Origin of the sequence: Pseudomonas sp. DWP3-1-3b3 (assembly GCF_049896305.1) — a bacterium.
In the GTDB taxonomy this organism is placed as follows: Bacteria; Pseudomonadota; Gammaproteobacteria; order Pseudomonadales; family Pseudomonadaceae; genus Aquipseudomonas; species Aquipseudomonas azotoformans_A.
This window is the reverse complement of record NZ_JAFCUA010000003.1, coordinates 38,919-58,533: the sequence shown is the minus strand read 5'-3', so window position 1 is coordinate 58,533 and position 19,615 is coordinate 38,919. Positions and strand designations below refer to the sequence as shown.

Below are 19,615 nucleotides of genomic sequence, written 5' to 3'. Positions count from 1 at the left end.
TTTAATCACCTGAACGTGTCACCTTGCGCCGCTTTTTCGAGCAGTAACGCCGGTGGCGCGAAGCGTTCGCCATATTGCTCGGCCAGGTAGCGGGCGCGGGCAATGAAGTCGTTCAGCCCATATTGGTTGATGAACTGCAACGCGCCGCCGCTCCAGGCCGCAAAACCAATGCCGAAGATCGACCCCACGTTCGCGTCCGCCGTGGACATCAACACGCCCTCCTCCACACAACGCACGGTCTCGATGGCCTGGATGAACAGCAGGCGGTCGCGCACATCCTGGGGCGAGATACGTTGGTCGGGCCGTTCAAAGCGGCTTTTCAGCTCTGGCCACAGGTATTTCTGCCCGCCATTGGGATATTCATAAAAACCGCCCCCCGCCGCCTTGCCCACGCGCTTGTATTCGTTGACCAACAGATCGATGACTGCTGTCGCCGGATGCGTCGGCACAACCTTGCCTTCCGCCTGCAGATCCTTGGCCGTCTGCTGTCGGATATGGCTCATCAGGCTGAGGGACACTTCATCCGACACCGCCAACGGCCCCACCGGCATGCCGGCTTTGCGCGCCTCGGTCTCGATCATCGGCGCGGCCACGCCCTCACCCAGCATGGCGATGCCTTCGTTGGTAAAGGTGCCAAACACTCGCGAAGTGAAGAAGCCACGGCTGTCGTTGACCACAATCGGGGTTTTCTTGATTTGCAGGACGAAATCGAAACCTCGGGCCAGGGTTGCGTCGCTGGTATGCGCGCCCTTGATGATTTCGACCAGGGGCATCTTGTCCACCGGGCTGAAGAAGTGCAGGCCGATGAACTTGGCTTGATCCGGCACCGCCGTGGCCAGGCCGCTGATGGGCAAGGTGGAAGTGTTGGAGGCAATCACGGCGTCGGCGCCGACCACGTTTTGCGCAGCGGCGGAGACCTTGGCCTTGAGTGCGCGGTCTTCGAACACCGCTTCGATGATCAGATCGCAACCGGCCAGGTCGTCATCGCTGGCCGTAGGAAGAATCCGCGCCAAGGTGGTTTCCCGCTGTTCAGCGGTCAGTTGCCCACGGCTGACTTTCTTGTCCAGCAACGCCGCCGAATGCGCCTTGCCCTTCTCCGCAGCCGCCAGGTTGATGTCTTTGAGCACCACTTCAATTCCCGCGCTGGCGCTGACGTAAGCGATGCCTGCGCCCATCATGCCTGCACCGAGCACGCCGACCTTGCGCGTGACATAGGGTGCGAAACCTTGCGGCCGCGAACGGCCTGCGTTGATCTCATTGAGCTGGAACCAGAAGGTGCCGATCATGTTCTTCGCCACCTGCCCCGTCACCAGTTCGGTGAAATAACGGGTTTCGATCAGGTGCGCGGTGTCAAAATCCACTTGGGCGCCTTCGACGGCGGCGCAGAGGATTTTCTCCGGCGCGGGGAAACAGCCCTGGGTCTTACTGCGCAAAATCGAAGGCGCAATCGCCAGCATCTGCGCAACTTTTGGACTCGACGGTGTACCGCCGGGGATCTGGTAGCCCTTGTTATCCCACGGTTGCTTGGCGTCCGGATTGGCCAGGATCCAGGCACGGGACTTGGTCAGCAGCTCATCGCGATCCGCCGCCAGCTCATTCACCAGCCCGGCTTGCAGCGCCTGTTGCGGCCGTACTTTCTTGCCTTCCAGCAGATACGGCAAAGCCTTTTCCAGCCCGAGCATGCGCACCATACGCACCACCCCGCCACCGCCCGGCAGCAGGCCCAAGGTGACTTCCGGCAGGCCAAGCTGCACCGATTTCTCGTCCAGCGCCACGCGGTAATGACACGCCAGGCAAATCTCCCAGCCGCCCCCCAGCGCCGCACCATTGATCGCGGCGACCACGGGTTTGCCGAGGGTTTCCAGGCGACGCAGTTGCCCTTTCAGCACCAGCACGCCGTCATAGAAATCCTTGGCGTGGGCTTTGTCGACCTTGATCAATTCATTGAGGTCGCCGCCGGCAAAAAATGTCTTCTTGGCCGAGGTGATCACCACGCCCGCAAGGTCATCCTTTTCCGCTTCCAGACGCTGCACCGTGGCCGCCATGGCCTCGCGGTAAGCGCCGTTCATGGTGTTGGCGCTCTGGCCGGGCATGTCGAGGGTCAGCACCACGATGCCGTCCTGGCCTTTTTCGTAACGAATGGCTTGGGTCATGACTGATTCCTTGGGCTCAGAGGCGTTCGATAATGGTGGCGATGCCCATGCCACCGCCGACACACAGGGTGGCCAGGCCGTAGCGCTGCTGGCGCACTTCCAGTTCGTCGAGCAAGGTGCCGAGGATGGCGCAACCGGTGGCGCCCAGCGGATGGCCCATGGCGATGGAGCCGCCATTCACGTTGACTCGCGCCGCGTCGATGCCCATGTCCTTGATGAACTTGAGCACCACCGAGGCAAAGGCTTCGTTGACTTCGAACAGGTCGATGTCTTCAACGCGCAACCCGGCCTTGGCCAGGGCCTTGCGCGTCGCGGGCGCGGGGCCGGTGAGCATGATGGTCGGGTCAGTACTGGTGACCGCCGTGGCGACGATACGCGCACGGGGTTGCAGGCCCAGCTCGCGGCCCTTGGCCTCAGAGCCGATCAACATCAACGCCGCACCATCGACGATGCCGGAGCTGTTGCCCGGTGTGTGCACATGCTGAATGCGCTCCACATGGCTGTAGACCCGCAGCGCGGTGGCATCAAAACCCATCTGCCCCATCATTTCGAAGCTGGGCTTGAGCTTGCCCAAGCCTTCCAAGGTCGAGTCGCCGCGAATGAATTCGTCATGGTCCAGCAGCACGATGCCGTTCTGGTCCTGCACCGCGATCAGCGATTTATTGAAGGTACCGTCTGCCCGCGCCCTGGCCGCTTTCTGTTGGGAATGTAGGGCGAAAGTGTCGACGTCTTCACGGGTGAACCCTTCCAGAGTGGCGATCAGGTCCGCGCCGATGCCCTGGGGAGTGAAGTGGCTGTGCATATTGGTCTGCGGATCGAGCACCCACGCGCCACCGTCACTGCCCATGGGCACGCGGGACATGGACTCAACGCCACCGACTACCACCAGGTCTTCGAAGCCGGAACGCACTTTCATCGCACCCAAATTGACGGCTTCCAGGCCCGACGCGCAGAAGCGGTTGATCTGCACACCGGCGACGCTGATGTCCCAGTCCGCCACCAGGGCAGCGGTCTTGGCGATGTCGGCGCCCTGGTCGCCTATCGGCGTTACGCAACCGAGCACGATGTCGTCTACTTGGTGGGTGTCGAGGTCGCTGCGCCGGGCCAGCGCCGTGAGCAGGCCAGCCACCAGGTTCACCGACTTGACGCTGTGCAAGGCACCGTCGGCCTTGCCTTTGCCACGGGGCGTGCGTATCGCATCAAAGATCAAAGCTTGGGTCATGACGTCCTCGAACCGCTGTGCATGTGTGCCTCTACCTTAGGCCCGATTGACACGGTTTCAATGACGGATGCGCTCATTGCTTTTGACCCCCTCGCTCGGACGAACGGTAGTCTCCTAAGCTAAACGCCGGGTTAATCGTTTTAGCTGTCTAGCCAAGGCATTGGCGCCAAGATGGCGATATGCCTCATGCCTTTTTTGGCTGAAATGCTTATTAGCTGATATGAAATGAGTCTAAGCCACGAAGAACGAGGGCTCTAAGGTTGAATCAGTAGGAAGCCACTGCCGGGTTTTGCTGGAGCGGCTGTAAGAAAAGCGACACGTCATCTCGCCATACTGAAATAAAACCGGCACGCATTTGACGCTCAGGAATAACAACAAAAGGCAGTCAGCCATGTTCAAACATTCGAAAGTACGTCAGGCGGGACTCATTCTGTTCGCCACCACACTGATTCTGATCTTGCCCAACTTGACCAAGGTCATTGGGTGACCCCTCAACGCCCACATTCCGTGCCTTCACAGCACCGGGTTTGCAGCTTTTGGCAGCACCTGCCGGGACATTGCGCATAGCGGTCCTGCAGGGGCTGTCTTTTTGCGCGCCGATTTCCGGTATCGTGAGCGCCATCGCCACCTTACACCGGGCCTGCCTCTTGAAATCGATCTTCGCCCTCTTCGCCTTGCTGATCGCGCTTCCCGCTTCGGCAGCACAATTGACCATCGAACTCGACCATACCCACAAGACGTGGCAGACCGCTGATCTGCTCAAGCACCCGCAGGCGCAAACGGTGCAGATTGTCGATGACGTTTCCTACAAGCGCACCATGAGTTATCGCGCAGTGCCCTTGGCCGCGCTCCTACCGGGACTGAAACCTGAAAGCCACTTGCAGGCCGTTGCCCTGGATGGTTTCGCTGCCGAACTCACTGCTGCGCCGCTGCTGGAAACCCACGGATCACGCGCCTGGCTGGCGGTGGAAGATCCTGCCCAGCCATGGCCTGCGCTGGCGGAAGGCAAACCGAGTGCAGGGCCCTTCTACCTGGTGTGGACCGACCCGCAAGCCGGGCACATCAGCCCTGAGCAGTGGCCGTTCCAGATCTCCGGGATCAAACAGTTGAAGACGGTTGCCGAGCGCTTTCCCGCACTGTTGCCGGATCCAAAGCTGGCAGCCAATGACCCGATCAACCAAGGCTTTGCGCTGTTCCAGAAAAATTGCCTGGCTTGCCATCGGCTGAACGGGGCCGGCGATGCGCAGGTAGGGCCGGACTTGAACATTCCGTATAACCCCACCGAGTATTTCGGTGGTGATTTCCTCAAGCGCTATATCCGTGACCCGCAAAGCTTGCGGCATTGGCCGCAGGCGAAGATGCCGGCGTTTGCTGCCAGTGTGTTGCCGGACGGCGAGCTGGATTTGTTGGTGGGGTATTTGAAGCATATGGCGGGGCGTAAGCAGCAGCCTTAATCATCGGGTGAGGAACCCTTGTGGCTGGCGGGCTAGCCACATCAAGCCCGCTCGCCACAAGATCAGGTTATTGCTGCTGGACGGAGATCACCGGCGTCGGCGCCACGAACACCTTGGCATGCATCTGCTCATGCCCACCGCCCCGCCGCATCCCACGCACCGGGCAGGCATCCAGGTAATCCAACCCCACCGCCAGCTTCAAATGCCGCTCCGGCCGTGCGAGCTGGTTGGTCACATCAAAGCTGTACCAGGCGTCATCCAGCCATGCCTCGGCCCAGGCATGGCTGGCCAGGTGCGTGCTGTCCTCCGAGTACAAATACCCCGACACATACCGCGCCGGAATCCCCAGGCTGCGCGCGCACGCCAGGAACGCGTGGGTGTGGTCCTGGCACACGCCCGCACGACCGGCGAAAGCCTGGGCAGCGCAGGTGTCGACTTCGGTGGCGCCTGGCGTGTAGACCATCGCCTGGTTGAGCGCGTGCATCAGGTCGATCAACGCGGTGCGGTCACGGCGTTGGTGGCACTGCTGGTCGGCAAAGCCGCGCAGGGCTTCGTCGGGTTCGGTCAGACGGGTGCACCGCAGGAATGGGAACGCCGATTGGCTCTCATGTTCGGCCTCGCGTAACTCGTCGATGTCCACCTGGCCACGGGCGCCAATGATGATGGCGTCGTGGGGTTCATCCAGGGTCAGCACATGCAGGATGTTGCCGAACGGGTCCACTTGGGCGCGAACCGGACGCGGCAGGTCGAGTTGCCAACTGAGTACGTGCTGGCGTTCGCTGTCGTGGGGCGTCAGGCGCAGGTACTGGATGCTGGCACGTACCTGGTCTTCGTAGTGGTAGGTGGTTTCGTGGCTGATGGAGAGTCTCATGCCGCCTCCAGGTAGGAACTGTAGATGGCGTCGCCCAACTGGCGGACCAAGGGGATAAAGTCGGTCAGCCAGGCGTGCAGGCCTTCCTCGAGGATTTCATCGATGGCGGTGAAGCGCAGGCGCGCGTCCATCTCGGCGGCCAGGCGCTGGGCCGGTCGACCGTTGAGGCCCGGCAGGCTGGCGAGGATCTGGTCGATCTCTTCGCTGCAGGCACGCAGTGAGCGCGGTACATCAGCGCGCAACAGCAGCAACTCCGCCACTTGCCGCGCGCCGGGGGCATCGCGATAGATCTCGGTGTAGGCCTCGAACGACGACAGCGCACGCAACAAGGCGCTCCACTGATAGTAGGCGTGGGCGGTGCCATCGGTGACCGCTTCGGCGCGATCGCCGGCCATCTCATAGCGGGCGTCCAGCAGGCGCAGTGTGTTATCGGCACGCTCGATAAACGTGCCCAGGCGAATGAAGCGGAATGCATCGTTACGCATGATGGTGCCGTAGGTGGCGCCGCGAAACAGATGGGAACGCTCTTTGACCCACTCGCAGAACCGGCTCATGCCATAGCGGCTCAAGCCCTGTTGGGCGATATCGCGAATATCCAGCCAGGTCGCGTTGATGTTTTCCCACATGTCGGCGGTAATTCGCCCACGCACCGCATGGGCGCTGGCCCGCGCAGCGCCGAGACAACTGTAGATGCTGGCGGGGTTGGCAGCATCCAGCGCAAAGAAGTGCAACAAGCGTTCGGCGTGCAGTTCGCCGTGGCGTTCGTGGTAATCCTCCAGGGTGCCGGTGATCAACAGCGGCATGGCCAGTTCGTGTAGGCCATCGCCGCGCCCGTCCTGGGGCATCAGCGACAGCGAATAGCTGACATCGAGCATACGTGCGAGGTTTTCCGCACGTTCCAGGTAGCGCGACATCCAGTACAGGTCCGAGGCAGTTCGACTCAACATGGCATCAGTCCTCCACCACCCAGGTGTCTTTGGTGCCGCCGCCCTGGGACGAGTTGACCACCAGCGAGCCCTCACGCAACGCCACGCGGGTCAAGCCGCCGGGGACCACACGGGTTTCCTTGCCGGATAACACGAACGGGCGCAGGTCGATATGACGCGGCGCAATGCCGTTTTCGACAAAGGTCGGGCAGGTGGATAAACACAGGGTCGGCTGGGCGATATAGGCGTGGGGCTTGGCCTTGATCCGGGCGCGGAAGGCTTCGATTTCCGCCGCAGTGGACGCTGGGCCCACCAGCATGCCGTAGCCGCCGGAGCCTTGGGTTTCTTTCACCACCAGGTCCGGCAGGTTGGCCAGCACGTGGGACAATTCGTCGGGCTTACGGCACTGGAAGGTCGGAACATTCTTCAGGATCGGCTCTTCGTCCAGGTAAAAACGGATCATCTCGGTGACGAAGGGGTACACCGACTTGTCATCCGCCACGCCAGTGCCGATGGCATTGGCCAATACCACATTGCCAGAGCGATAAGCCGCGAGCAGGCCCGGCACACCGAGCATGGATTCGGGGTTGAAGGCCAACGGGTCAAGGAACGCGTCATCCAGACGACGGTAGATCACGTCCACCGCCTTGGGCCCGTCGGTGGTGCGCATGAAGACGCGGTCATCGCGCACGAACAGGTCGGCGCCCTCCACCAGTTCCACGCCCATTTCACGGGCCAGGAACGCATGCTCGAAGAACGCACTGTTGAAGCGACCTGGTGTCAGTACAACCACGCTCGGGTTATCCAGGGGGCTGGAGCTTTTCAAGGTGTCGAGCAGCAAGTTGGGATAGTGATCGATGGGCGCGATTCGCTGGGCGGCGAACAGTTCGGGGAACAAGCGCATCATCATCTTGCGGTCTTCGAGCATGTAGCTGACGCCGCTCGGCGTACGCAGGTTGTCTTCCAGCACGTAGTACGTGCCGTCACCATCGCGTACGAGGTCGACGCCGGAGATGTGGGAATAGAGGTCGCGGTGCAGGTCCAGCCCCTGCATCGCCAACTGGTATTGCTCGTTGGCCAGCACCTGTTCAGCGGGGATGATCCCGGCCTTGATGATGCGCTGTTCGTGATACAGGTCGGCGAGAAACATGTTCAGCGCCTTGACCCGCTGGATACAGCCGCGCTCGACAATCCGCCATTCGCTGGCAGGGATACTGCGCGGGATGGTATCGAAGGGAATCAACCGTTCCGTACCCTGCTCGTCTCCATAGAGCGTGAAGGTGATTCCGGCGCGGTGAAACAGCAAATCGGCTTCGCGCCGCCGCTGGGCCAACAGATCATCGGGGGTGTCGGCCAACCAACGGGCGAACTCACGGTAATGAGGCCGGACCTGGCCTGCCCCATCGTACATTTCATCGTAATAAGTGCGGATCATGCCGAACTCCTTGTCACCCGGGCGCTAGAACCATCGCAAGGCCCGTGCCAGCGGCATAAACACTTAAAAATCAGTGAGTTGAATTACAACCAGAATCCATCCGCACCGTCCTGGTGCGCAGAATGCCCGGTGCATGGCCCGACGCTTCATCGCAATGCGGGCTTTGACTATCAACAGCATAGTCAGAGTTGATTTCACTGCCCGGCCAAGCCTGCGGATAATCGGCCCCATCTGCTGAACAGGACGCGTCCTACAGTTTCAGCGAACCGCTCTTCCCTTTAAGCCACCCTCTTGGGTGGCCTTTTTTTTGGTGCGCAAAAATAGCGCGCAAGTTCCGAATATTTTCCCACGGCACAAACAAAATCGGCCGACCCAAAGGTCAGCCGATACGCTGTGTTTCTCATACTTCAAGCTGCTACATGGGTAACCCACGCACCTCCTGCTTCACGCCCCATCCCTCGATGATCCCGCCCAGCGGCTCGACCACCGCCCCAAAGTCTTGCTCGAAGTCTCCAATGCCGTCGTAGGTAGCGGACATGATCTTGCTCAGCTCCAGGTACCAGGCGCCATCGTCGCGCGCACTGACCTGGGCATTCAGGGATTCCCCACGAAACTCACCCGCAGCCCGGCGCGCACGTTCCTCATCCGGGAAAATGGCGTAGAACTCGATGGGGTGGAAACGCGAGAAGTCGAAACCGCCTTCTTTCATGCGGCGCAGAACGTTGGTGCTGATGTCTTCTTGATAGGCTGTGCTCATGAAAAGTGCTCCTCGAATTGATGGATAGACTTTCCGTGCTTCCCGAAGCCCACGCCTTACTGGCGTGGGAACTACGGCAACAACATCACCGCTGGAAAACAAGCATGTAGCTGACAAGACCAGAACTAGCGATTCATTCGCTGATCTCACTTGCAGAGTAGCGCGAAGCTATCACCTCCACCAGAGGTGCTTGAAGGGTGGACAGGGAATGTTCAGGCGGCGGGAGAGATGTCGAGGATCTGGATACTGTTCTGGTCTTTGAGGATCTTGACCGTAGGCTCGGGCTTGCGGCCCTCAAGGTCATTGAGGTCCAGTTCGGCGGCAACGGGCACCAGCTTGTTGCGGATCATGTGTGCCGCATCTTCGAGGCTGGGCTTCTGCTCGCAGGTGAACTGCTCGACGGACTTCACGCCGTGATCATCAACGAAGGTAATCTGCCACTTTTGCATCGGTGCCTCCTCGATAAAACCCGTGTGTGGGCTTACCTCTATCTGGACCTTGGGGGCTCGGCAAACGTTCCACCCAAGGTAGGAGACACCTGATCAGCTGCGTTTACTTCTCAGCGTGTTCTTTCAACGCTTTCAAGGTGTTGAACGGCGCGTCCACGACAAACTTGTTGGCCAGCCACGAGGGCACGCTGCCGCCTGGCTCGGTGTGAACCTGGTAGGTGACTTCGGTCTGGTTGTCGCCCTTAGGCACCAGTTTCCAGAAACCGTCCACTTGGGCGACACGTACGTAGCCTTTTTCTTCAGGCTTGTAGGTCGGCACGCCTTCCAGCTTACGGGTCAACGTGCCGTCGGCCGCCTTGGTAGTGGTGATGTGCAGGTAGGAATCACGATCAGTCACGGGGAACGGGGCTTTGAATTGGGTGTAGGTCCAGCTCTCGTCGCCTTTTTTGTCGACCAGCTTCTGGGATTTGCACTCGTGGATCCAGGCACAGGCACCGGCTACGTCTTCCTGGAGTGCGACGATTTTGGCTACTGGCGCCTTGATCACGGTCACACCGCGATACGCCTTGTATTTGGAGCCGGCAATTTCGCTCAGGGACACCTTGATACCGTCTTCGTCCTTGGCGACTTGCCAATCCTCAGCCTGGGCAGTGGCAGCAAACAACACCGTAAACCCGCACACCACAGCCATTCGTTTCAGCGAACCCATTGTTGTATTCCTTATTGTCGAAGTTCCGAAAAAAGTTCCGATAGTAAAGCCCATCAAGCCGCCGTCATCTGCTCCCACCAGCCGATCAAGCGGATCGCATCAGCCTGGTCGGTGCCGCAGACCTCGAGATCCGCCTTGAAATCACTGCACACCGCCGGTCGCTCCGGTTGGCCGAAAATCTGGCATAGCAGTTCGACCGACAGGTGCACACAGCGAACGCCCGCCGGTTTGCCCTGTGGCATTCCGGGTAATGGCGAACTGATGGAGGGGGCGATGCAGCATGCGCCACAGCCTTCACGGCAATTCATGACCAGCAGGTCCTCGACGACTCAATGTGGATGGCCGGGCTAGAGTACGCCCTAAAACAGCCGTTTTAAAATGGTCTAACAGGAGTTTTTCGCAGAAAACAAAAGTGACTGACCAGTCTCCGACACATGGTCGGCGGTCGACGTCACCTTTGTGGGAAAAGTTTACTGCTTGAATTCGAATTCCAACGCTGCACCTTCCACTTCGCGCCGTTCTTCATTGCGCAATTGCAGCTTCATTTCATTGCTGAGCAAGCGGCCATTGATCTGGAAGGCGCTGTTGTCGGTGGGCTTCTCGCCGAACATCGGTGGCAGCAGGGGCACACTTTTGGGTTTGGGCATGGTGCCGATAGGCTGCAAGTGCCTGACCATGTCCGACGGCAGCGACAGGTCCAACTGTGCCGGTGGCAATTGCGTCTGCGTCACTTCGCGGGACGCCTTGGACTTACTGGCCGCACGTTTTTTGGCGGCGGCGGTGGTTTTTTTCACCGCTGGCGCTTGTTTAACGGGGGCGGGTTTTTTCGCGGGGGTCTTCTGCTCGGTACTGGCGGCGGGCTTCGTTTCGCTCACAGGGGCTGCCGCCAGCGCTGTGCCGACGTTGCACAGGCTTAACAAGCCAATCACCAAAACCGCGCGAACAATCGAAGTCATATTGCCTACAGCATTAACGGCAGAGGGCCATATGCTCGCTTGTTGTGCGCGGCATGACAAGCACGGTGATTAGCGTGCTATAGGATTTGTCCCCTTTCTGAGCGTCACAGTCCGGCTGCCGTCTCCTGGCACAACTGACTCGCCAGCATCCCCAAGGTCATCAGCGCACGCTCTGCCTCGCGGTTCCACGGCGTACCGCAGTTGAGGCGAATACAGTGGTTGAACTGTTCGGTATTACTGAAAATCAGCCCCGGCGCGATGCTGATGCCCTGTTGCAGTGCGCGCACGTGCAGTTCCTGGGTATTGACCCGTCCGGGCAAACTGACCCACAGGATGAAGCCGCCGGTCGGACGCGTCATCTGTGTGCCTTCCGGAAAATATTGCTGCACCGCCAGCTGGAATGCGCTGAGGTTCTTGCGGTACTCCTGACGGATGTAACGCAGGTGCCGATCGTAGCCACCATTCTCCAGGTACGCGGCGACGCCCATCTGCGTGACGCTGCACGCGGAGTGGGTGCTGAACATCTGCAAGCGCTGGATTTCCTGCTGGTACTTGCCGGCGATCATCCAGCCGATGCGCACGCCGGGGGACAGCGTCTTGGAAAAACTGGAGCAATAGATCACCCGATCCAGGCGGTCATAGGCCTTCAGGGCCTTGGTGCGGCCCAGTTCGAACATCAGCTCGCCGTAGATATCGTCCTCGACAATCTGGATGTCGAAGTCCGACGCCAGACGCAGCAACTGTTTCTGCCGCTCTTCGGGCATGGTGCCGCCCAGCGGGTTACTCAGGCGCGTGGTCAACACCAACGCCTTGATCGACCATTGGTTGGCCGCCAGTTGCAGGGCTTCCAGGCTCATGCCGGTGGACGGGTCGCTGGGGATCTCGATGACTTTAAGGCCCAACAGGTCGGCCAGTTGCAGCAAGCCGTAATAGGTCGGTGACTCTGCGGCAATCAGGTCGCCCGGCCGCGTCAACACGCGCAGAGACATCTGCAAGGCATCGACGCAACCGTGGGTGATCACCACTTCGGAAGGGTCCACCACCACGCCCGCATCGCGCATGCGGATCGCCACCTGGCGGCGCAGCGGTTCGAAACCGGGGCTGAACATATAGCTGAATGCCCGTGGGCTCTGGAAGCGCGTGACCTTGGCCAGTTGCTGATGCAGCGCGCGTACCGGCAAGTAGTCCACGCTCGGCACGGCGGCGCCCAGCGGGAACACGCCTTCGCGGCGCGACTCGCCCAATACCTGCTGGATGATGCTGCTGCGGGTGACCAACCCCGGACGCTCAACCCGTGCAATATCCGGCGTCGGCGCGGTGAGCGCTGGCGTCTGGTGCACGTAATAGCCGGACTGCGGCCGCGCCCGGATCAGCCCCTGGTCTTCCAGGTTGGCGTAGGCCTGCAACACCGTGGCGTGGCTCACGTTCAACTGCGAGCTCATCTTGCGCACCGAAGGCACGCGCTCGCCCGGTTGATAGACACCGCGCCGGATATCCTCAGCCAGTTGCTGGGCGATACGTTGGTAAAGCAACAGATTGGTCATGACGCAGCACTCGATTTCACGGGTATTTTATTTTTGTGTGAAACATACCGGCACAGTTTAGAAGTGTACGGGGACAGTTGCCACAATAGTCGAGCGCGCGTTGGAGTGACAGTAAAAACTGTAAGGGTCTACACCAAACAAATGTGGGAGCGGGCTTGCTCGCGATCGCGGTGAGTCAGTTGACACTTTCGTGACTGACACTCCGTAATCGCAGGCAAGCCCGCTCCCACAGTTAGATCGGTGTCAGGCGTCTAGCGAGCGGCGCCCAATTGACCTTTCTCATCCGAGAACACAATTTCCACGCGACGGTTCTGCGCCCTGCCCCGCTCGGACGCATTGGCCTCCACCGGGTATTGGTCGCCATACCCTTCAACCTGGATGCGTTTTTCGTCGATCCCCAGGTCGACCAGCACATCCGCCACCGATTGCGCGCGGTCACGGGACAGTTTGAGGTTTTCGCGCTCGCCGCCGGTGTTATCGGCATAACCCTCGATGCGCACCACGCGCTTGGGGTTGAGTTGCAGGAACTGTACGATTTTCAGCACCGTGCGGTTGGCCGAGTTTTTCAGCTCTGCTTCACCGGTATCGAACAGCACATCGCCCAGGGTCATCACCAAGCCGCGATCGGTCTGGGTAGTGGCCAGGCTGGCGATCTGCTCTTCCAGCCACTTGCCCTGCTGCTGCACGCTGATCAGCTTGTTTTCCCGCAGGGCCAATTGCAGGCGCTGGCGTTCCAGTTCGAGCTTGGCACCCCGCTCCTGGTTGAGCGCCTGTTCGGTGTGTTCACGGGCGATGGCGCTGTAGCGCTGGCTCAGGTAGGCGTAATGCACCACGTCGGCACCGCTGCCCCAGTAGCTGGACAAGCGGTCGGCACGGGCCAGGGATTCACCGGCGCGGATCACGTCCTTGGGCGCAAAGCGCAGCACGTTGGCGTCTTCCTTGACCTGCTGGAAGTCGTTGCCCGCCTGTTGCAAGGCCTGCTCGCTGTCGGGATGGCTGGCGCAACCGCCCAACACGGCGGTGCCCAACAGCACCGCACAGCTCAAACTACGGATCATCGGGCTCATTGGGCTTCCCCCAACTGCAATTGCTTGCGCAGGCGGGTAATACGGGTGTTGAGCACGTTCAGTTGTTCCTGGCTCTTGCGCGTCAGCACCTTGGCTTCGGCCAGGCGTGCGTCCAGCTCGGATTGCTCGAAACGCATACGGGCGTTTTTGTAGGATTGGTCGGCCATGCTCGACTTGGCCCGAGCGAACTTGGCTTCGGCCAGTTTCAATTCAGGCGATTCATCCGCGTTGGCCCCCACGGCACTGGCTTGCTCCAGGGCTTGCTGGGTGAGGCGCATTTGTTCATTCGGCGCAGGATCGGCTGCACATCCCGCCAGAGCGACAACGGCGAGGGCCGCGAAAAGAGGTCGAAGAGTCACTGAAAATCCCTACTTTGTTGGGGTGCCGACGGGTTGCTGCAATTGCGCTTTCCAGCGCTCCAGATTGCTCTGCAACGCAGCTTGCGCCACACCGGACGCGGGCAATTCTGTCATCTTTTTGGCCAGCTGTCCGCGTAGCCACGGATCATTGCAGGCCGAGTTGTGGGAAATCGCCAGGTACAGGCCCGGCTGGTCGATGGGGATATCGCGGGCCATCAGGTCGTTGCTCATGCCCAGGGTCTGCGCCATGGCCATGCCGGAATAACGCCCGGCCAGCACGTAGTCGACTTCACCCAGCAGCAGTTTCTGGAACGCTGGCGTCAGCGACGGCAGGCGTTGCAGGCTCAGTTGCTCACCGGCGAAGGTTTCGAAGGCCGCGCTCAAACGCGCACGTTCCGACACCGCGCCTTTGTGCCCGTGCAGGTCGGCGGCTGTGGCATAGGCCAGCGCCGAGTCCTTGCGCGTCCACACCAGGTAGTCGAGTTGCACTAAGGCTGGGTGGATGTAATCGAGGGTTTCCAGCTCACCCAGGTTCAGCGGTGCGTCAGCGAGGATGTCCATGCGCCCGCTGCGCACTTCCTCCAGGGCCAGGGAGCGCTTGCCACCGTAGAGCAGGTCGATTTTCAAGCCGAGGTCCTTGCCCACTTGTTGCAACACATCGGCGGTGGCGCCGATCAGGTGCGTGGGGTCTTGCGGGTCGCGCCAGAGCAATGGCGGCGCATCCGGGCTGCCAGTGATCACCAGGCGATCGCATTTGCCGGCGGCCAGCGACAGCGTCGGCAGCAATGTGAGGCCCAGCAGTACCGCCCAAGGGCGCAATTCCATGGCGTGTGTCTCCAAGTCAAAAAAAAGCCCGGTCACAAGGACCGGGCTCTTTATAAGTGAAGCCGCTGGTTTAGACCAGCTTCTCCAGCTCAGGTACAGCTTCGAACAAGTCCGCCACCAGGCCGTAATCAGCCACCTGGAAGATCGGTGCTTCTTCGTCCTTGTTGATCGCAACGATCACTTTGGAGTCTTTCATACCGGCCAAGTGCTGGATCGCGCCGGAGATACCGACGGCGATGTACAGCTGTGGCGCAACGATCTTGCCGGTCTGGCCGACCTGCATGTCGTTGGGTACGAAACCTGCGTCGACAGCCGCGCGGGAAGCGCCGACCGCAGCGCCCAGCTTGTCGGCCAGGGCGTACAGGTGCTTGAAGTTGTCACCGTTCTGCATGCCACGCCCGCCGGACACGACGATCTTGGCAGCGGTCAGCTCAGGACGATCCGACTTGGCCAGCTCTTCGCCTACGAAGCTGGAAGTGCCAGCGTCGTGGGCAGCCGCGACGGCTTCAACGGCAGCCGAACCACCTTCGGCGGCAACCGGGTCGAAACCGGTGGCACGCACGGTGATGACTTTGACCGAAGCGTTGGACTGTACGGTAGCGATGGCGTTACCGGCGTAGATCGGGCGCTTGAACGTGTCGGCGCTTTCAACCGAGATGATCTCGGAGATCTGGTCAACGTCCAGCTGCGCGGCAACGCGTGGCAGGATGTTTTTGCCGTTGGAGGTAGCAGCAGCCAGGATATGGCTGTAGCCAGCGCCAAGCTCAGCAACGAGCGGAGCCACGTTTTCCGGCAACTGATGAGCGTACGCGGCGTTATCGGCCAGCAGCACTTTGCTCACACCTGCGATTTTCGCAGCGGCCTCAGCCACGGCGCCAGCGCCCTGACCTGCAACCAGCACGTGGATATCACCACCGATTTTCGCAGCGGCAGCCACGGTGTTCAGGGTGGCCGGGGCCACTACCTTGTTGTCGTGTTCAGCGATTACCAAGATAGTCATGATCAGATTACCTTCGCTTCGTTTTTCAGTTTCTCGACCAGTTCGGCCACCGACTTGACCTTGATGCCCGCGCTGCGTGCAGCCGGTGCTTCAACCTTGACGGTCTTGTTGGTGGAGGCGGTGGAAACGCCCAAAGCTTCAGGAGTGACCGACTCAAGCGGCTTCTTCTTGGCTTTCATGATGTTTGGCAGGGACGCATAACGCGGCTCGTTCAAACGCAGGTCGGTGGTGACGATGGCCGGCAGTTTCAGGGAAACGGTCTGCGCGCCGCCGTCGATTTCACGGGTTACCGCCACGCTGTCGCCGCTCACTTCGACTTTGGAAGCGAAGGTGCCCTGGCCGTAACCGGTCAGTGCAGCCAGCATCTGGCCAGTCTGGTTGTTGTCGCTGTCGATGGCCTGTTTGCCGAGGATCACCAGTTGAGGCTGTTCCTTGTCGACAACGGCTTTGAGCAGCTTGGCCACGGCCAGGGAGGTCAGGTCTTCAGCGGACTCGACCAGGATAGCGCGGTCGGCACCCAGTGCCAGGGCGGTACGCAGCTGCTCTTGAGCAGTGGTAGGGCCGATGGAAACCACGACGATTTCAGTTGCCACGCCTTTCTCTTTCAGGCGGACGGCTTCTTCCACAGCGATTTCGCAGAAAGGGTTCATCGACATCTTGACGTTAGCAAGGTCGACGCCGGAATTGTCCGCCTTGACGCGAACTTTCACGTTGTAATCGACAACGCGTTTGACAGCTACAAGAACCTTCATGGATTCCTCGTTACTCTCCGGTGAAAAGAAAGTCGCCTAGGCGAACCTGGCGGTTGATGCTCATCGGCACACAAGGGCACCTCCAAAAACGCAGGCGGTGACCTTGCTCACGGGAAATGATGACCGTTCGTCAGTGGTGACTGAGAGGTCATTCTTTATCGCAGCGTGTAAACTGCGCGCCAGTGTCTGGACGCGCGCCACCTGTCTTGCTTTTGGACGTGCTCTTGAAACCTGCAGTCTGCCTACGGTTAGCGCAAAACCGACCGTATATTGACCGGAACACCTATTCTGGTCAATACGGCAAAATAGCCAGTCATAAGCCGCACCACTTTGATTTACCTAGCCTGCGGGCAATTCAAACAAACGTTTGTATTGGACGCTGGCAGTGGTGTAGATATAATGCGCCACCTAGAGAGAAAGGTGGGTCTTGCCGTTGCCGCAAGACGACACCGAACCTCCACCCATTAGAAAAAAAAGCCTGTTGAGCCTTGAGTAGGAGATAGCCTGTGGAACGCGAATACATGGAATTCGACGTGGTCATCGTCGGCGCTGGCCCGGCGGGACTGTCTGCCGCCTGCCGACTGAAGCAGAAGGCCGCCGAAGCCGGTAAGGAAATCAGCGTCTGCGTGGTCGAGAAAGGCTCCGAAGTCGGCGCACATATCCTCTCCGGTGCCGTGTTCGAACCACGCGCCCTGAACGAACTGTTCCCGGACTGGAAAGAACTCGGCGCCCCGCTCAACACCCCGGTGGTGCGCGACGACATCTATGTACTGCGCAGCCCCGAAGCCTCCACCAAGGTGCCTGACTTCTTTGTGCCCAAGACCATGCACAACGAAGGCAACTACATCATCTCCCTGGGCAACCTGTGCCGCTGGCTGGCCCAGCAGGCCGAGAACCTGGGCGTGGAAGTCTACCCAGGCTTCGCCGCCCAGGAAGCGCTGTTCGACGAAAACGGCGTGGTGCGCGGGATCATCACCGGCGACCTCGGCGTCGACCGTGAAGGCAATCCGAAAGAAGGCGTCTACACCCCCGGCATCGAACTGCGCGGCAAGTACACGCTGTTCGCCGAAGGTTGCCGTGGCCACATCGGCAAGCAACTGATCCAGCGCTTCAACCTGGACAGCGACGCCGACGCCCAGCACTACGGCATCGGCCTGAAGGAAATCTGGGAAATCGACCCGGCCAAGCACCAACCTGGCCTGGTGGTGCATACCGCCGGTTGGCCGCTGGACATCATGAGCGCCGAAAACACCGGCGGCTCGTTCCTCTATCATCTGGAAAACAACCAGGTGGTCGTCGGCCTGATCGTCGACCTGTCCTACAGCAACACCTTCCTGTCGCCGTTCGATGAGTTCCAGCGCCTCAAGCACCACCCGGTGCTGGCCCAGTACCTGGAAGGCGGTAAGCGCATCAGCTATGGCGCCCGCGCCATCTGCAAAGGCGGCCTGAACTCGCTGCCGAAGATGGTCTTCAAAGGTGGCGCATTGATCGGTTGCGACCTCGGCACCCTGAACTTCGCCAAGATCAAAGGCAGCCACACCGCGATGAAGTCCGGCATGCTCGCCGCCGACGCCGTGGCCGACCGCCTGTTCGCCGACTCCGAAGGCGGTGATGAACTGAGCGCTTACGTCGACAGCTTCAAATCCAGCTGGCTCTATGAAGAACTGTTCGCCAGCCGTAACTTCGGCCCGGCGATGCACAAGTTCGGCCCGATCATCGGCGCCGGCTTCAACTGGTTCGACCAGAACATCCTGGGCGGCAAAATGCCGTTCACCCTGCACGACACCAAGCCGGACTACGCCTGCCTCAAGCTGGCCAAGGACAGCAAGAAAATCGACTACCCGAAACCCGACGGCAAGCTGAGCTTCGACAAGCTGAGCTCGGTGTTCCTCTCCAGCACCAACCATGAAGAAGAGCAACCGTGCCACCTGAAGCTGAAAGACCCGAGCATCCCGATCGGCACCAACCTGCCGCTCTACGATGAACCGGCGCAGCGCTACTGCCCGGCCGGCGTGTATGAAGTGATCACCAAGGAAGACGGTGAGAAGCGCTTCCAGATCAACGCCCAGAACTGCGTGCACTGCAAGACCTGTGACATCAAGGACCCTTCGCAGAACATCACCTGGGTCACGCCGGAAGGCGCGGGTGGGCCGACTTACCCGAATATGTAAGCCCGCTGCTTGAACAGAAAGGCTCCCGAATGGGGGCCTTTTTTATGCCGCGCGCTCTTCGCCGGGATTGCGCAGGAAGTAGCGTTTATATTCCCGGCTGAACTGCGACGTACTCTGATACCCCACGCTATGCGCCGCCTGCGCCACACCCATGCCGTCCACCAGCAGCAATTGCTGGGCCTTGAGCAACCGCAAACGCTTCAGGTACTGCACCGGCGACAACAACGTACAGCGCTTGAAATGCTCATGAAACGTCGACGCACTCATGTGCGCGTACCCCGCCAGTGTCTCGATATTCAGCGGCTCGGCGTAATGGGCATGCAGGTGATTCAGCGACGTGGCGATCCGCGAAAACTGCCCCTGCTGTTCCACCAGCGCCCGCAACACATCCGCCTGCGGCCCGCGCAATGCGGTGAACAACACTTCCCTGACCCTCGCCGGGCCCATGATCCGGCTTTCCAGCGGATCGTGCAGGCATTGCAGCAAACGTTCGACGGCGCCGCGCATCGCGTCATCGAGCATTACCGAACTCATCGACTCCAGCGTCTGCGCCGTCGGTGGCGGCCCGGCCTGAATGCCCATGGCCATGACCAGTTCCCCCAGCACCACGCGGTCAATGCCCACCGTGACGCCGTACAACGGCGCGTCGGACGCCATGGCAAATGTCTCGCATTCGAACGGCACCGGCATCGCCTGGATCAGGTAATGCCCGGCGCCATACTCCAGCGTACGCGGGCCCAGGTAGGCGACTTTGCTGCCCTGGGCCACGAACATCAGGCTGGGTTCGTAGATCTGCGGCCCACGCGCCACGTCGCAACTGGCGCGCAGCACTTGCACGCCAGGCAGGTTGGTCGGGGAAAAACCGTCGCAGGGCGTAAGCCCCTCAATCAAGGCCACCAGTGTGGCGTTGGCGTCGAGATGGCGGGTGAGCAGCATGGCAAAAAACTTCGCGAAAAGGGGATGAG

General features: G+C 60.4%; 19 protein-coding genes. 2 read left to right on the top strand and 17 right to left on the bottom strand.

Annotated elements, in window-relative coordinates; translation table 11 throughout:
- Window positions 1–5: 5 nt before the first annotated feature.
- Together ACP7BX_RS10245 and ACP7BX_RS10240 are read right to left on the bottom strand one after the other, a co-directional pair.
- Window positions 6–2,153 carry a 3-hydroxyacyl-CoA dehydrogenase NAD-binding domain-containing protein gene (locus tag ACP7BX_RS10245; protein WP_426126294.1) on the bottom strand — a complete coding sequence of 716 codons (2,148 nt, stop codon included), beginning with the start codon at window positions 2,151–2,153 and terminating at the stop codon, window positions 6–8.
- Window positions 2,154–2,169: 16 nt separating this feature from the next.
- Entirely contained in the window at window positions 2,170–3,375 is a 1,206-nt protein-coding gene (locus ACP7BX_RS10240) for an acetyl-CoA C-acetyltransferase (RefSeq protein ID WP_426126292.1), read from the bottom strand.
- 647 nt (window positions 3,376–4,022) lie between these two features.
- On the opposite strand from ACP7BX_RS10240, the gene ACP7BX_RS10235 reads away from it, so the two are divergent.
- The gene (locus ACP7BX_RS10235) at window positions 4,023–4,829 is read left to right on the top strand and encodes a c-type cytochrome (protein WP_426126290.1); all 807 of its coding nucleotides are present in this window, start codon (window positions 4,023–4,025) and stop codon (window positions 4,827–4,829) included.
- A 67-nt stretch (window positions 4,830–4,896) separates the two neighbouring features.
- Here ACP7BX_RS10235 and ACP7BX_RS10230 read toward each other — a convergent pair whose 3' ends face one another.
- The 14 genes from ACP7BX_RS10230 to ACP7BX_RS10165 all read right to left on the bottom strand — a co-directional run bounded on the left by ACP7BX_RS10230 (window position 4,897) and on the right by ACP7BX_RS10165 (window position 16,479).
- Window positions 4,897–5,700: a transglutaminase family protein gene (locus ACP7BX_RS10230; RefSeq protein WP_177112198.1), complete on the bottom strand. Its 804-nt coding sequence runs from the start codon at window positions 5,698–5,700 to the stop codon at window positions 4,897–4,899.
- Window positions 5,697–6,647, bottom strand: a complete 951-nt coding sequence (locus ACP7BX_RS10225; RefSeq protein ID WP_016979378.1) for an alpha-E domain-containing protein — start codon at window positions 6,645–6,647, stop codon at window positions 5,697–5,699. Before ACP7BX_RS10225 ends, ACP7BX_RS10230 begins: the two co-directional genes overlap by 4 nt.
- A 4-nt stretch (window positions 6,648–6,651) precedes the next feature.
- Window positions 6,652–8,061 carry a circularly permuted type 2 ATP-grasp protein gene (locus tag ACP7BX_RS10220; protein ID WP_177112197.1) on the bottom strand — a complete coding sequence of 470 codons (1,410 nt, stop codon included), beginning with the start codon at window positions 8,059–8,061 and terminating at the stop codon, window positions 6,652–6,654.
- 415 nt (window positions 8,062–8,476) lie between these two features.
- On the bottom strand, window positions 8,477–8,818 hold the full coding sequence (locus ACP7BX_RS10215; protein WP_010208429.1) for a ribonuclease E inhibitor RraB: 342 nt from the start codon (window positions 8,816–8,818) through the stop codon (window positions 8,477–8,479).
- Between the two features lie 212 nt (window positions 8,819–9,030).
- On the bottom strand, window positions 9,031–9,267 hold the full coding sequence (locus ACP7BX_RS10210) for a hypothetical protein (protein ID WP_025999984.1): 237 nt from the start codon (window positions 9,265–9,267) through the stop codon (window positions 9,031–9,033).
- Window positions 9,268–9,370: 103 nt separating this feature from the next.
- A complete protein-coding gene (locus ACP7BX_RS10205) occupies window positions 9,371–9,976 on the bottom strand; it encodes an START domain-containing protein (RefSeq protein WP_033901241.1) in 606 nt (201 codons plus the stop codon).
- A gap of 53 nt (window positions 9,977–10,029) precedes the next feature.
- On the bottom strand, window positions 10,030–10,284 hold the full coding sequence (locus ACP7BX_RS10200; protein ID WP_016979374.1) for a YkgJ family cysteine cluster protein: 255 nt from the start codon (window positions 10,282–10,284) through the stop codon (window positions 10,030–10,032).
- 162 nt (window positions 10,285–10,446) lie between these two features.
- Window positions 10,447–10,932 (bottom strand): translation initiation factor 2, encoded by a 486-nt coding sequence (locus ACP7BX_RS10195; protein ID WP_426126287.1) that lies wholly within the window; start codon window positions 10,930–10,932, stop codon window positions 10,447–10,449.
- A 104-nt stretch (window positions 10,933–11,036) separates the two neighbouring features.
- On the bottom strand, window positions 11,037–12,476 hold the full coding sequence (locus ACP7BX_RS10190; protein WP_015885400.1) for a PLP-dependent aminotransferase family protein: 1,440 nt from the start codon (window positions 12,474–12,476) through the stop codon (window positions 11,037–11,039).
- Between the two features lie 251 nt (window positions 12,477–12,727).
- Entirely contained in the window at window positions 12,728–13,543 is an 816-nt protein-coding gene (locus ACP7BX_RS10185; RefSeq protein WP_314532716.1) for an OmpA family protein, read from the bottom strand.
- The gene (locus ACP7BX_RS10180; protein ID WP_095017278.1) at window positions 13,540–13,902 is read right to left on the bottom strand and encodes a DUF4398 domain-containing protein; all 363 of its coding nucleotides are present in this window, start codon (window positions 13,900–13,902) and stop codon (window positions 13,540–13,542) included. The genes ACP7BX_RS10185 and ACP7BX_RS10180 overlap by 4 nt, the downstream gene beginning before the upstream one ends.
- A gap of 9 nt (window positions 13,903–13,911) precedes the next feature.
- Window positions 13,912–14,727: a substrate-binding periplasmic protein gene (locus ACP7BX_RS10175; RefSeq protein WP_033901245.1), complete on the bottom strand. Its 816-nt coding sequence runs from the start codon at window positions 14,725–14,727 to the stop codon at window positions 13,912–13,914.
- Window positions 14,728–14,797: 70 nt separating this feature from the next.
- Window positions 14,798–15,727 carry an electron transfer flavoprotein subunit alpha/FixB family protein gene (locus ACP7BX_RS10170; RefSeq protein ID WP_016980004.1) on the bottom strand — a complete coding sequence of 310 codons (930 nt, stop codon included), beginning with the start codon at window positions 15,725–15,727 and terminating at the stop codon, window positions 14,798–14,800.
- Window positions 15,728–15,729: 2 nt separating this feature from the next.
- Window positions 15,730–16,479, bottom strand: coding sequence for an electron transfer flavoprotein subunit beta/FixA family protein (locus ACP7BX_RS10165; protein ID WP_017138339.1), 750 nt, complete (start codon window positions 16,477–16,479; stop codon window positions 15,730–15,732).
- A gap of 506 nt (window positions 16,480–16,985) precedes the next feature.
- Between ACP7BX_RS10165 and ACP7BX_RS10160 the strand changes: the two genes are divergently transcribed.
- Window positions 16,986–18,650, top strand: a complete 1,665-nt coding sequence (locus ACP7BX_RS10160; protein WP_426126283.1) for an electron transfer flavoprotein-ubiquinone oxidoreductase — start codon at window positions 16,986–16,988, stop codon at window positions 18,648–18,650.
- A 42-nt stretch (window positions 18,651–18,692) separates the two neighbouring features.
- Here the strand turns inward: ACP7BX_RS10160 and ACP7BX_RS10155 are convergent, their stop codons facing one another.
- Entirely contained in the window at window positions 18,693–19,586 is an 894-nt protein-coding gene (locus ACP7BX_RS10155; protein ID WP_177112191.1) for an AraC family transcriptional regulator, read from the bottom strand.
- Between the last annotated feature and the right edge of the window lie 29 nt (window positions 19,587–19,615).